This window comes from Ruminococcus sporogenes, assembly GCF_054655175.1.
The window spans coordinates 1-12971 of the sequence record NZ_BAAHOA010000007.1 but is presented as its reverse complement, the minus strand read 5'-3'; the positions used below and the strand labels follow the sequence as shown (position 1 = coordinate 12971).

The 12971-nt window shown below is 40.4% G+C and carries 16 protein-coding genes; 5 read left to right on the top strand and 11 right to left on the bottom strand.

The features are described 5' to 3' along the window. Positions 1–356: 356 nt before the first annotated feature. Positions 357–626, top strand: coding sequence for a helix-turn-helix domain-containing protein (locus ACYQ0N_RS14860; RefSeq protein WP_460163122.1), 270 nt, complete (start codon positions 357–359; stop codon positions 624–626). Positions 627–1055: 429 nt separating this feature from the next. On the opposite strand, the gene ACYQ0N_RS14855 is transcribed toward ACYQ0N_RS14860, so the two are convergent. Then, a complete protein-coding gene (locus ACYQ0N_RS14855) occupies positions 1056–1301 on the bottom strand; it encodes an IreB family regulatory phosphoprotein (RefSeq protein ID WP_177531345.1) in 246 nt (81 codons plus the stop codon). Between the two features lie 259 nt (positions 1302–1560). Between ACYQ0N_RS14855 and ACYQ0N_RS14850 the strand changes: the two genes are divergently transcribed. The 3 genes from ACYQ0N_RS14850 to ACYQ0N_RS14840 are packed head-to-tail and all read left to right on the top strand — an operon-like array spanning position 1561 to position 4557. Continuing rightward, positions 1561–2241, top strand: coding sequence for a hypothetical protein (locus ACYQ0N_RS14850; RefSeq protein ID WP_460163121.1), 681 nt, complete (start codon positions 1561–1563; stop codon positions 2239–2241). Beyond that, positions 2241–3188, top strand: a complete 948-nt coding sequence (locus ACYQ0N_RS14845) for an ABC transporter ATP-binding protein (protein WP_177531343.1) — start codon at positions 2241–2243, stop codon at positions 3186–3188. The genes ACYQ0N_RS14850 and ACYQ0N_RS14845 overlap by 1 nt, the downstream gene beginning before the upstream one ends. Then, positions 3181–4557 carry an ABC transporter permease gene (locus ACYQ0N_RS14840; protein ID WP_460163120.1) on the top strand — a complete coding sequence of 459 codons (1377 nt, stop codon included), beginning with the start codon at positions 3181–3183 and terminating at the stop codon, positions 4555–4557. The genes ACYQ0N_RS14845 and ACYQ0N_RS14840 overlap by 8 nt, the downstream gene beginning before the upstream one ends. 468 nt (positions 4558–5025) lie before the next feature. Here ACYQ0N_RS14840 and ACYQ0N_RS14835 read toward each other — a convergent pair whose 3' ends face one another. The 3 genes from ACYQ0N_RS14835 to ACYQ0N_RS14825 form a co-directional block, all read right to left on the bottom strand. Beyond that, positions 5026–5529 (bottom strand): flavin reductase family protein, encoded by a 504-nt coding sequence (locus tag ACYQ0N_RS14835; protein ID WP_177531340.1) that lies wholly within the window; start codon positions 5527–5529, stop codon positions 5026–5028. A gap of 91 nt (positions 5530–5620) precedes the next feature. After that, positions 5621–6391: a sporulation transcription factor Spo0A gene (gene spo0A / locus ACYQ0N_RS14830; RefSeq protein WP_177531339.1), complete on the bottom strand. Its 771-nt coding sequence runs from the start codon at positions 6389–6391 to the stop codon at positions 5621–5623. A gap of 197 nt (positions 6392–6588) precedes the next feature. Further along, the gene (locus tag ACYQ0N_RS14825; RefSeq protein ID WP_460163119.1) at positions 6589–7020 is read right to left on the bottom strand and encodes a hypothetical protein; all 432 of its coding nucleotides are present in this window, start codon (positions 7018–7020) and stop codon (positions 6589–6591) included. A gap of 253 nt (positions 7021–7273) precedes the next feature. On the opposite strand from ACYQ0N_RS14825, the gene spoIVB reads away from it, so the two are divergent. Next, positions 7274–8476 (top strand): SpoIVB peptidase, encoded by a 1203-nt coding sequence (gene spoIVB / locus ACYQ0N_RS14820; protein WP_177531337.1) that lies wholly within the window; start codon positions 7274–7276, stop codon positions 8474–8476. A gap of 74 nt (positions 8477–8550) precedes the next feature. Here spoIVB and ACYQ0N_RS14815 read toward each other — a convergent pair whose 3' ends face one another. The 7 genes from ACYQ0N_RS14815 to ylxM all read right to left on the bottom strand — a co-directional run bounded on the left by ACYQ0N_RS14815 (position 8551) and on the right by ylxM (position 12776). Then, positions 8551–8814, bottom strand: coding sequence for an HPr family phosphocarrier protein (locus tag ACYQ0N_RS14815; protein ID WP_177531336.1), 264 nt, complete (start codon positions 8812–8814; stop codon positions 8551–8553). Positions 8815–9095: 281 nt separating this feature from the next. Further along, positions 9096–9800, bottom strand: coding sequence for a tRNA (guanosine(37)-N1)-methyltransferase TrmD (gene trmD, locus ACYQ0N_RS14810; protein WP_177531335.1), 705 nt, complete (start codon positions 9798–9800; stop codon positions 9096–9098). Beyond that, positions 9790–10296, bottom strand: coding sequence for a ribosome maturation factor RimM (gene rimM, locus ACYQ0N_RS14805; protein WP_460163118.1), 507 nt, complete (start codon positions 10294–10296; stop codon positions 9790–9792). Before rimM ends, trmD begins: the two co-directional genes overlap by 11 nt. Before the next feature lie 112 nt (positions 10297–10408). After that, complete coding sequence (locus ACYQ0N_RS14800; RefSeq protein WP_177531333.1) at positions 10409–10642, bottom strand: KH domain-containing protein; 234 nt, start codon at positions 10640–10642, stop codon at positions 10409–10411. Positions 10643–10733: 91 nt separating this feature from the next. Further along, complete coding sequence (gene rpsP / locus ACYQ0N_RS14795) at positions 10734–10976, bottom strand: 30S ribosomal protein S16 (RefSeq protein ID WP_177531332.1); 243 nt, start codon at positions 10974–10976, stop codon at positions 10734–10736. A gap of 68 nt (positions 10977–11044) precedes the next feature. Further along, the gene (ffh, locus tag ACYQ0N_RS14790) at positions 11045–12406 is read right to left on the bottom strand and encodes a signal recognition particle protein (protein ID WP_177531331.1); all 1362 of its coding nucleotides are present in this window, start codon (positions 12404–12406) and stop codon (positions 11045–11047) included. Between the two features lie 22 nt (positions 12407–12428). Next, a complete protein-coding gene (ylxM, locus tag ACYQ0N_RS14785; RefSeq protein ID WP_460163117.1) occupies positions 12429–12776 on the bottom strand; it encodes a YlxM family DNA-binding protein in 348 nt (115 codons plus the stop codon). Positions 12777–12971: the final 195 nt, after the last annotated feature.

Here is a 12971-nt window from a genome sequence, read left to right as displayed (position 1 = left end):
AAAGCAAGGTAAAAGTATTTTTCATTTCTTTGCTCGCAATGTTTTGCTTTTACGAAAAGCAGAGTAAAAGTATTTTTCATTTCTTTGTTCGCACAAAGAAACGAAACAAAGAAATGCGCCGGCTCAAACGCCGCCGGACCGCTATGCCGCATAAAGCGGCAAATTTTATACATTAAATTATAAAGCTAACTAAATTGACTCCCATTAAAAGCTTACATATTTCGGATGGGGGATTCTCCTATGTTATATAAGAATATGATTTAAGTAAGTTACGTTATCCTCAAAATTTTAAGTATATTAATTATCTTTAATATCATTTATAATTAATATATATCAGATATATAAGGAGGATAAAAATGAAGAAGGAATTTGAAGGAATTAATGAATATATGAAAAGTAAGGCTTATAGGGAAAAATGTAAGATTCTTGGCAATAACATTAAATATTACAGAAAGAAAAAAAGATTAACAGAAATGCAGCTTGGTAAAAAGATTGGAAAAAGCAGAAAATTTATAAGTCGTATCGAATATAGGGGATATAGTATGATAATTTACATAACTACTCTCTATGATATAGCAAAAGCTTTGGATATTGAAACAAGCTGGTTGTTAAAAGGTATAGATTAATCTTCTACTTGTAATTCACTTCTCCTATGTTCTTATATAACATAGGAGAATCTCCCATCCGAGATATGTAAGCTTTTACTGGGTGAGAAAACAGTTATATTTATAAATTCATGTATAAAATTTGCCGCTTTATGCGGCATAGCGGTCCGGCGGCGTTTGAGCCGGCGCATTTCTTTGTTTCGTTTCTTTGTGCGAGCAAAGAAATGAAAAATAACTTTTACCATGCTTTTTCTAAAAGCTAAATCTTGCGTGCAAAGAAATGAAAAATACTTTTACCATGCTTTTTCTAAAAGCTAAATCTTGCGTGCAAAGAAATGAACAACACTTTTACTTTGCTTTTTTCAAAAGCTAAATTTTATTTTGCTTTTTAAAAAAAGCAAAACAAAAGCCGGCTGATTGTGCTCAGCCGGCTTTTGTTCGCTTACGAAATCATTCATCCAAATAGGACTTAACCAATACCTGCAACAGCTCGTCTCTGTCAATATGACGGATCAGGCTCCTTGCGTTATTGTATGTGGTTATGTATGTCGGATCCTCAGAAAGAATATAACCAACAATTTGATTAATGGGGTTGTAGCCTTTTTGAATCAGAGCGTCATATATAATGGTAAGATTTCGTTTCAGTTCATTTTCTTTTTCATCGTTTACTGAAAAAGTCATTGTTTTGTCACACATTTTAACTTCAGCCCCCTTGATAGCTTTATAAGCTTATTATAACCCAATTTTAATCAATAAACAAGACGTTTTAAAATTTTTTTATGTTTTGGAGATGTTTAACATAGATATTTTATTTAATATGCACAAATCTTTATTTCTATACATAATTTTTCATATTTTCCCTTGACACTAACTGTACTATGATGTATAATACAATTCGTAAGGTGTTCTACATGATATGATACACCTAAGACAATTAGAATAAAGGAGTGATTTTATGAAAAGCTTTTTAAAGCGCGCTAACCGCGGTCTTATCCTCGGAGCAATCGTTCTTGTCGGATTTGTGGTTTTCGTTATAACCGACACTATCGGCTTTAAAAAAAACAAACCTCAGATAGAAGCCGCCGTTACCGCTTACACAAGCGCACTTGGTGAATGCGCTGTAACCTCATCGTCAAAGGACGAATTCAAAAAGAAAGCAGATAACTTAATGTCGGATTATTGGTGCTCCGACAGCAATTCCGGAAATAGCGACAATTATTACGGAATCAACATCAGCGGATACAGAAATCAGCTTGATACCGTTGCTGCGGAGGACTATTCCGGCAAGAAAACCGAAAATAAAATTACTAAATGGACGGCTAATCCATTTGATTTCAGTATTACCAAATCCGGACCCGGCTATGCAACCGTTCAGTTCGAATGCGAAATAGTAGCGGAATTCACCGGAAACCCTTATCTCTTGACTCCCTGCGAGGTAATGCCGATAAGAGATTTTTCATATTACGGCGATAGTCATGATAATACGAACGCTCTGACTCAGTTTAGCATGTCCGCCACTTACGTTATAAAGGTAAAGGAAATAGACGGCAAGTGGAAGGTATGCTCGGCTCAGTCCTGGGGCTGGGCAAGTCCGGAGCTGACCGTTCTGGATCAGACGGAAGGAGGAGAAGAATAATGAACGCTGCGCTTAAAATTGAACGCCTTAATAAATATTTCGGAAAAAGACAGATTCTGCACGATATCTCCTTTGAAACCTATCCGGGCGAGGTATTCGGATTTCTCGGTCCCAACGGCGCCGGCAAAACAACCACTATCAAAATTGCCGTAGGTCTTTTAAGACTGGACGACGGCGATATAAAGATAAACGGAAAAAGTCTTTCAAAAAATTATGAAGCCGCGATGTCGGATATAGGAGGCATAGTTGAAAACCCTGAATTCTATAAATATATGACGGGGATGCAGAATCTCAGACAATACGCAAGAATGAGGGGCGGAATAGACGATAAAAGAATCGACGAGGTAGTTGAAATAGTAGGTCTGAAAAACCGTATCAACGACAAGGTAAAAAAATATTCTCTCGGTATGCGTCAGCGTCTCGGCGTTGCACAGGCTATACTTCACCGTCCGAAGCTGCTTATCCTCGACGAGCCTACAAACGGTCTTGATCCCGCGGGTATCAAGGAACTGAGAGATATACTGAAAAACGTAGCTCATAAGGATAATACCTGCGTTATAGTTTCCAGTCATCTGATGTCTGAAATGGAGCTTATGTGCGACAGAGTAGGTATTCTTGTAAACGGAAGTCTTAAGGGCGTTCATACGGTTAAAGAAATGATATCCTCCTCAAACGGCGACTTCTGCGAATATATTATAAGAGTAAGCGACTGCGCTCATGCTCTCGACGCGCTTGACTTCATATCCGTTGAAAACAAGTTCATTGAGGACGGCGGCCATATAAGAATAAGACTTGAAAAGGATAATGCGGAGGAAGAAATATTTGAAGTAACGGCAAGAATCGTAACCCGCGGATTAAGGCTGGGTACGGTTGCGCCTGTTGAAAACAAAAAGCTTGAGGACGTATTTATTGAGCTTACAAAGTCGGGAGGCGTTCAGATTGGGTAAATTTATTAATCTTGTTAAAAACGAATATATCAAGCTGATGCTCAAGGTCAGCACATGGGTAATGCTTGTAATACTGCTTATCGCTTCAGTCGGACTCCCCGTTATGGCTCTTATCGGACAGAAGCAATATGAATCCTATAGCTCTGACGACAGTAATATTATTGAAAGCTATCAGTCGGAAATAAACTATCTTAAGGACGTAAAAACCGAGGGCTGGGAAAAGGAAGTCGAACTGAATCAATATCTTATAGACAATAATATAGTCGGCGACTGGCGCAATGAAGCGGCAAGGACAATGTTTGAACTGAAATATTCCGCCGCCGAATACGGCATAACAGATTATGAAACGATTGTTTCCTCAATAGACAGCGCGATTAAGGACAGCAACTGGAAGGACTATTTTCAGACTGCGATCAGTCTGTCCGAAAAATCCGATACTATCATAGACAAATCGTCGGGAACTCTCGAGCTTTATAAATATTGTCTTGATAACAGTATTGCTCCATATGAAAAAAACTGGAAATATGAAGTAGCCGTACAGCTTGAATCCTCAAAAGCTCAGCTTACTACGCTGGAGGAGCAGAAAGCTTCAGGACAGTCTGTAGACGCATCTGAAATGGAAAACCTGAGAGAACAGTGCAAGAAATACGAATACCGCCTTGACAACAATATCGACTTTGATATTTCGGAAAACAACAACTGGATGGACGGCAAATTCAATTTCTGGTCAGTTTTCTGCACAAGCACAAGTCTGGTGACATTTATAGGAGTTATAGTAATAATTGCAGCGGGAGGAATTGTTTCAGGCGAGTTTTCCTCCGGAACTATAAAATTCCTCATGATAAATCCTGTTAAACGCTGGAAAATATTAGTCTCAAAATATTTCACCGCTCTAACCTTCGGGTACCTTGCCATGATAGCGGCTTATATTGTATCCGCGCTGGCAAGCATGACCTTCTTCGGAGCCGATCACCTTAACGCGGCGTTCATATCGGTTTCAGGAGATACCGTCAAGGAAATATCAGGATTTCTATACGCCGCAAAGCTTTACCTTTTAAACAGCGTAGAGCTGATTGTTATGGGATCGCTTGCATTCGCGATTTCGTCGCTTTTCAGAAGCTCCGCTCTTGCGATAGGCATAAGCGTTATGGCTCTTTTCGGAGGAAGCACGATAACCCTCATGCTGGGACAGCTTCAATTCGACTGGGGCAGATATTTAATATTCTCCAACCTTAATATTTCGGCAGTTGCCGAAGGAAACTCAATGTTTGCAGGACAAACGGTACCATTCGCATTAGCCGTTATAGCTGTCCATATGGTTATTTTCCTCCTTACCGCATGGGACGGCTTTAATAAAAGAGAAATATAAAAAAATAAAGGAACAAAAGATAAAAATAGTCCGCATAGCGTCAAGTGAAGCTGTGCGGACGAAATTTTTTGCTTTTGAAAAAAGCAAAGAAAAATATTTTAGCTTTTACGAAAAGCATGAAAAAGTATTTTTCATTTCTTTGCTCGCACAAAGAAACGAAACAAAGAAATGCGCCGGCTCACACGCCGCCGGACCGCTTATGCCGCTTAAAGCGGCAAATTTTATACATAAATGTGTGAGATAACTATATTGACTCCCATTAAAAGCTTACATATTTCAGATGAAAAATCTCCTATGCTTTATAAGAATGTGGTTTTACTTAACTTATTTCTTTATTTTACTTTTTTTAGCTTTTACGAAAAGTATAGTAAAAGCTAAATTTTGCGTGCAAAGAAATGAACAATAACTTCTACCTTACTTTTCATAAAAGCAAAAAGAAAAACCGCATTAAAAAATGCGGTTTTATTTTTAAGCTTTTTTGTATGCGCTAATAATTTCCCCGATAAAAGCCTTATGAAAAGGATCGCTTTCGTAAAATTTCAAAAGACCTTTATCAAGAAAGTCATCTTCCTGCATTTCACTGGTATAAAGCTTACGGCAAACCAAAACCATTTCAGCCTCCTCAAAGGCGGCTACGCCTTCGATTTCAATCGGAGTCAATCCGGTTTCCTTAGCTTTATCAACGTCTCTTCCCGAATGAGAACCGCAATAGCTCAATGCGCTGCGGTATTTCTCATCAAAGAAGGACGCGGTAAAATATTCATTCTTTTCCATTAGCTCAAAGGTCTTTCGAGATGTCCTTACATATGCTGAAAATACCGGCTTGTTCCAGAGGACGCCTGCTTGCCCCCAGGAAGCCGTCATTGTGTTATTCTCTCTGTTGTCTCCGCTTGTAAGTAAGAACCAGTCCTTGCCAATAAGCTTGAACGGATTAAAGCTTTCGCCGTAAATATCAGTTTTGATAAAATCCATTTTAAATCAGCCCTTTCAATCTAAGTATAATATCTCTCGACGGGGATATAATAACATATTATCACAAAAGCTGAATTATTACAAGTATCCTTTACGCTCTTTTAAGTGAAGCAGGTTTATATTGTAAACGCAGCTTATCCGTGATAAGCGCAATAAATTCTGAATTTGTAGGCTTTCCCTTGCAGGTGTTGACAGTGTAGCCGAAAAATGAGTTGAGAGTGTCAAGATTGCCTCTGTCCCAAGCGATTTCGATCGCGTGTCTTATCGCTCTTTCAACTCTTGAAGAGGTCGTGTCAAATTTCTTTGCAACGGTAGGATAAAGCATTTTTGTAACGCTTTCTAAAAGCTCCTTCTGCTCAAGCGAAGCTAAAATCGCTTCTCTCAGATAGTGATAGCCTTTAATATGTGCGGGAACGCCGAGCTGATGTATAACTTCGGTAACAACGACCTCCATATCCTGGGCATTGTCACCGGTCTGTCTGATTCCGTTTCCTCTGACAAGTGAAAGTATTCTTTCTCCCAAAGCATTCATGTCAAACGGCTTGAGCATAAAATATGCGGCTCCGCTCTGCATTACCTGCTTTTCTATAAAAGGGTTGTCGTAAGACGACGTAATTATAAACTCCGGACTTTTGCCGCCGAGGGACTGAACCTTTTTAATAAGCTCTATTGCGTCCATATGAGGCAAAATCGCGTCTACAACGATAACGTCGGGCATGTCATTTTTTATAGTCTCAAACAATACTCCTCCGTCCTTCGGTCTGGTTACGGCGTACATACCCAGTCCTCTCAAAGTGCTGGCACAGGCTATACCATATTCGACACTGTCGTCTCCGATCAACACCTTAATTTTATTAACCATTGTTCTACCTCCTGATTTTTTCTACTTCATTATAATATCATATGAAAACGCATGAATCAATAGCAATTATTAAACGTTTTTATCAGAAAATGACATGATTTGTAAAAAAATTGTTAAAATTTTATTAAGCTCATAATATTGCAAGACAAAACACAAGATAATAATCATAAACAGGAGTTTTTTTTACATCTTAAATTTCAATCGCCTAAAATTTTCGGCGCCGGCAGATTTTTTTGTTTTTCCTTTTCCTCCCGCCTGATTTTTCGTTTTAACGTTTCATCATATGAAAAATACTGCAATACGGCGGCGGCAATCAAAAGAATAAACGGTATTAAAGTCGGCAAAATACGGTTTCTGTAAATATCGGACGCCGGCTGCATGGTATAACGGTCGCTCCATCCGCTTTCATCCGCATATTTCATCATTTTTGCCAGAACCGTCATTGCCGCGGCAAACCCCGCGGTATTCGCGATAACGGCAGCTAAATTAAATTTCATCATACATAGGACAACGGACGCCGTCATCAAAACAGACGAAATTATCATAACCACGCCCGAAACGATAAATTTGCTTCCGTATCCTCCGTATGTTGAAATCCAGCCTATACCCGACATTAAATTCATAAACATGGGAAAAATCGCGGTTGTCGCAATTAAAAATATTTTTATTATCAGAAGGATTTTTTTTGTAATTTTTTCTTTTTTCCTCAAAGGATTCACTTTATTTTTTATAATTATCACCATCTGTTGTTGAATTTCGGCAGAATTACGCGCTTTCTAAAATTTTAGCAAATAAACATCATCATAATTGCCTTAATAAAAAAGTTCAATCATGCCAATATTACTACTGTGATGAGAAAACAAAATTTGAAAGGACGTAACAATGAAAAAAATTTACAGATCGGCATTTGCCGTTTTAACTTTATTCATTATTAATATCTGCTTTATAACCGGATATTATTCCGTAAGTCTTCCGGATAGCTTTTATGTTTCTAAGGGCAGTTCACTGAAGCTTTCAACAAAATTTTCAATAGAAGCTTCGGGAAATGAAACGGTAGCTTCTTTTGCCGGCGACACTGCTCCGTCGGTAGAAACCGCTAATCTTAAGCTTTTCGGACTTATTCCGGTAAAGAGCGTTGAAATACACACTGTTGAAACTCCCGTTCTTATTCCGGGAGGAGAGCCTTTCGGCATCAAGCTTTTAATGGAAGGCGTTATGGTTGTGGGAATGGGTGAAATAAAAACCTCCGACGGTATGGTATGCCCCGCGGAGGAATGCGGAGTCAAGGAAGGAAGCGTTATTCTGTCCTTAGACGGAAAAAAGCTTTCCTCAAACAACGATATAACCGAAATCGTTTCAAATTCAGACGGCAGACCTCTTGAAATAGTCTATACCGACGGAGGAAATGAAACTGTTTCCGTTATAACGCCTGTATATTCCGTAACAGACTGCTGCTACAAGGCCGGAATATGGGTAAGGGACTCCACCGCAGGCATAGGCACAGTAACCTTCTACGAGCCTAAAACCGGAAGATTCGGCGGTTTGGGACATCCTGTATGCGACAGCGATACCGGCGAAATAATACCGATCTCCTCCGGCGAGGTAGCTGACGTAGAAATAACCAGCGTTATAAAAGGAAAGTCAGGTACTCCGGGAGAGCTTCAAGGCTGCTTTACCTCCAGAAAAACCTCCGGGGTTATCTATGCAAATAACAAATATGGAATTTTCGGTGAAATGTTTACGAAAACTCCTGTTTCAGAGGGCTTGCCTATGGGGCTAAAGCAGGAAATTAAAACCGGAAAAGCCTCCATATATACAACTATAGACGAAAACGGTCCTCAGGAATATGAAATTGAAATCGAAAAAATAGACTGCCGAAACAGCGGTACAAAAAACATGACTATTAAGGTCACTGACAAGCGTCTGCTTGAAAAAACCGGCGGTATAGTTCAGGGAATGAGCGGCAGCCCTATAATACAAAACGGAAAGCTTATCGGAGCTGTAACCCACGTATTTGTAAGCGATCCTCAGAGAGGCTACGGTATATTCTGCGAGAACATGTATGAATCCGGTATATCAGGCTGAATCTGAAACGTTTTTATTTTTATATAAGCCAGGGCGTTACTAAAAAGTAACGCCCCCATTTTCTTTTTAATAAATCAGTTACTGAAACCGCTTTCTACCAATTCTACAAGCGCGTCTACAGCCTGCTGCTCATCGGCTCCGTCAGCAATAATTCTAATTGATGTTCCGCCTACGATTCCCAGTGAAAGGATACCGAGAAGACTCTTGGCGTTTACTCTTCGTTCTTCCTTTTCTATCCAGATTGATGACTTGAACTCGTTAGCTTTCTGAATAAAGAAAGTAGCCGGTCTGGCATGAAGACCTACCTGGTTCTGCACCATAACATCTTTCACAAACATAACAAACTCTCCTATCTTTGCATAATTGAAAAAAAAATTTTTCATTATTCAATGTTTTTATGTCTTTTGCTGATTACAATTATACAAGCTATTTTTCCCACAGTCAACGGAAAATTTACACTAAATATGCCTTTTTGGCAAAAATTCTACGCTTTAGTTAATGTTAAGATTTTTGGGCGGTTGATATTTGTTTATAATAACGAACAATTTTATGTTAATTAATATATTCACTACCCACAATTTTCAACAATACTTTATATGCACTTTTCACATATGCTTATTTATTTATTTTTACAGTCATTAATATATTTTTCATACATGTCGGGACGTATTTCTCTTGTCAGCTCAAGACTTTTTTCCAGACGCCACTCGGCTATATTTTTATGATGCCCTGTCAGCAGCACGGAAGGAACCGCTTCTCCCTCCCATATTTCGGGACGGGTATATTGCGGATACTCAAGCAAACCTGAAAAATGGCTTTCATCCTCATAGCATTCAGGACTTGATAAAACGTTTTCGCACATCCTTGCAACCGCGTCGGTAACAACTGCCGCCGGTATTTCCCCGCCGGTGAGCACATAATCTCCGATGGATATTTCCTCGTCTACTATTCTGTCAATAACGCGCTGGTCCACTCCCTCATAATGACCGCAGATTATAAGTATATTCTTAAGCTTTGAAAGCTCCGCAGCTCTTGACTGCGTAAACACCCTGCCTTTCGGTGTCATATATATAGTATGCGGCTTTACGCCGGTTTGTTCGCATACCGCCAGATAACAGCGATATATCGGATCGGCCTGCATAACCATTCCCATTCCGCCGCCGTATGGTATATCGTCCACCCGCCTGTGTTTATCAAGGGTGTAGTCCCTGATCTGATGACAGCTTATTTCTATAGCTCCCTTTTTTCTGGCGCGTCCCACAATGCTTTCCGAAAGGATTCCGTCTACCATTTCCGGAAAAAGCGTTGCAATATCAATTCTCATCAAACAAGCCCTCCAGCGGACGTATAAGAATAATCGAATTTTCAATATCGGTTTTTATTATAACCTGTTTTATAGCCGGAACAAGATATGTCCTGCCGTTTCCGGAAATTTCATAGACGTCGTTTGCTCCGGTCTGCAAAACGTCCTTTACTTCTCCGTAAATTACTCCGCTGTCGGCGTCTTTGACAGTCAGTCCTATAAGATCCTGAATAAAATACGCTCCCTCCTCAAGCGAAACGTCGCCGCGGTCAATATAAATTATATTGTTCCTGAGCGCGTTTGCCGCCTCCGGCGTATCTACACCTTTTAGCTTAATCAAAACCATATTTTTATGGACTCTCGCCGATTCGACCTCGACTCTGTTTTTTTCTCTGCCGAGATAAAGGACGTCAAAGCCGCATAGAAAATCCGGCGAGTCGCACCACGGAGCAGCTTTAACTTCTCCGTTCAGACCGTGAATATTCACTATTTTTCCGGACTCAAGCATTTTTTTCATTCTGATATGCCTCCAAAGAGATATTCTAATTTCAATCTTATTTAAAAGCAGTCTTTTTAAATTAAATAAAAGCTCAAACAATCCCTTTCCGAGAATATCTGAGCCTCTTTTTTCAGTCTATTTCAACAGCGGTTTTTATACCGCTTTTGGCAGCGCCGGCACGCATAATAGTGCGTATCGCCTTAGCGATTCTGCCCTGCTTGCCGATAACTCTTCCCATATCGTCCGGGGCTACGCTCAGGTGAAGAACGATTACACCCTCTTCATTAGGCTCGTCCTCGGTGATTTTTATTGCGCTTTTATCTTCAACAAGCTCTTCAACTATCGCATATAACAATTCTTTCATGGAATACCTCCGTAAGTCCTCTGCTAACAGCCGTATTACATTAATGGATATTAAAGGCAAGAGTAAACTCTTGCCCCTCTTTTCCGATTAATTAAAGAACGCCCTCTTTTTTCAGAATGCCCTTAACCGTATCAGTCGGCTGTGCGCCTTCTGAAATCCACTTCTTTGCCTTTTCAGCGTCTACTGAAACTACTGAAGGCTCCTTTGTAGGATCATAATAACCGATCTCTTCAATGAATCTTCCGTCTCTGGGATATCTTGAATCAGCAACAACTATACGGTAAAAAGGAGCTTTCTTTGCGCCCATTCTTCTAAGTCTGATTTTAACTGCCATTTCTTTCACCTCCGCAGTGCATAAGTATTTATATATTAATGCTTGATTGCATTAACCGGCTTATTTTTTTACATAGGCGGCATTTTATCAAAATTCATTCCGGCAAGACGTTTCATCATTTTCTTGCCTTTTCCGCCCTTACCGCCTCCGCCGAACTGCTTCATCATCTTCTGCATCTGTTCAAACTGCCTTAAAAGACGGTTTACATCCGATACATCCACGCCGCTTCCGGCAGCTATCCTGCGCTTTCTGGACGGATTTATTATAGAAGGCTTTGCTCTTTCAGCCTTTGTCATGGAGGTTATTATCGCCTCTATTCTCAGAAACTGCTTGTCGTCTACGTCTATATCCTTCAGCTTATCGCCTACTCCCGGAAGCATAGACACTATGGACTTTATCGAGCCCATTTTCTGTATCTGCCTGAGCTGATCGAGCAGGTCGCTCATATCGAATTTATTTTCCTGAAGCTTTTTGGCTACCGCCTCGGCTTCCTTCTGATCCATAATATTTTCAGCTTTTTCTATAAGCGTCATAACGTCGCCCATACCGAGTATTCTCGACGCCATTCTTTCAGGATGGAACTGTTCGAACTCGTCAAGCTTTTCGCCTGTTCCCACAAACTTTATAGGCTTGCCCGTTACTGCAAGCACTGAAAGCGCCGCGCCGCCTCTTGTATCCGAATCAAGCTTCGACATAAGCACACTGTCTATTCCAAGAGCCTCGTCAAAGGACTTAGCCACATTCACAGCGTCCTGACCTGTCATAGCGTCCACAACCAGCATAATTTCGTCGGGGTTAACCTCCGCCTTAATATCCTTTAGCTCGTTCATTAGCTCTTCGTCTATATGAAGACGTCCGGCGGTGTCGAGAATAATTATATCGTTGCCGTAATCCTTCGCGTGGGCGACCGCCTGTTTAGCAATAACTACAGGGCTGATCTGTCCCATTTCAAAAACCTTTACATCGGCCTTTTCGCCTACGACCTTAAGCTGATTAATTGCTGCCGGACGATAAATATCGCAGGCAACCAGCAGAGGTCTGTGACCTTCTTTTTTAAAGTGCTTAGCAAGCTTTGCCGAATGGGTGGTTTTACCGGATCCCTGAAGTCCGCACATCATGATTATACACGGACCCTTTGAGGGCATATTTATTCTTGAGTTTGAATCGCCCATAAGAGCGCACAGCTCGTCTTTAACTATTTTTATTACCTGCTGCGCGGGAGTCAGACTTTCAAGCACCTGGCTGCCCACAGCCTTTTCCGACACTTTGGCCACGAAATCCTTTACTACCTTGTAGCTTACGTCCGCCTCGAGAAGCGCCATTCTGACTTCTCTCATAGCCTCTTTTATATCGGCTTCTGTCAGCTTTCCCCTTGATTTAAGCTTTCGAAACACGTTATTTAGTTTTTCCGAAAGACCTTCAAACGCCATAAACGCTCTCCCTTCAGCTTTATCAGAATAAGTCGCCGGTTACGGCGGCAAGCTCGTTTATATTTTCAACGATATTTTCATCGTATTCTTTAAGATTTATCAATTTTTCCGCATACCCGCGGATACTTCCGCAGTTCTCACGGCATTTTGCGATCTTTTCGGCAAAACCGAGCTTTGATTCAAAGTCCTCAAAGATCTGTTCGCTGCGCTTTACACTATCTCTGACAGCCTGTCTTGTGATACCCTCGCATTCGGAAATTTCACCCAGAGAGAGATCCTCCCAGTAATAAAGCTCCATAACGCTCCGCTGCTTATCCGTCAGAATATTACCGTAGATATCCAGCAAAAAAGCGTAGTCAAGATTTTTCATATTCATTCTCCGAAAAGGTGTAAAGTAAATCAGCTTTACACATTATATCATGTCGCGACCGCTTTGTCAACAGTTATTTTGCTTTTTTAAAAAGCAAAGCAAAATATTTTAGCTTTTAGAAAAAGCATAGTAAAAGTGTTTTTCATTTCTTTGCCCGCAAGATTTAGCTTTTAGAAAAAGCTTAGTAAAAGTATC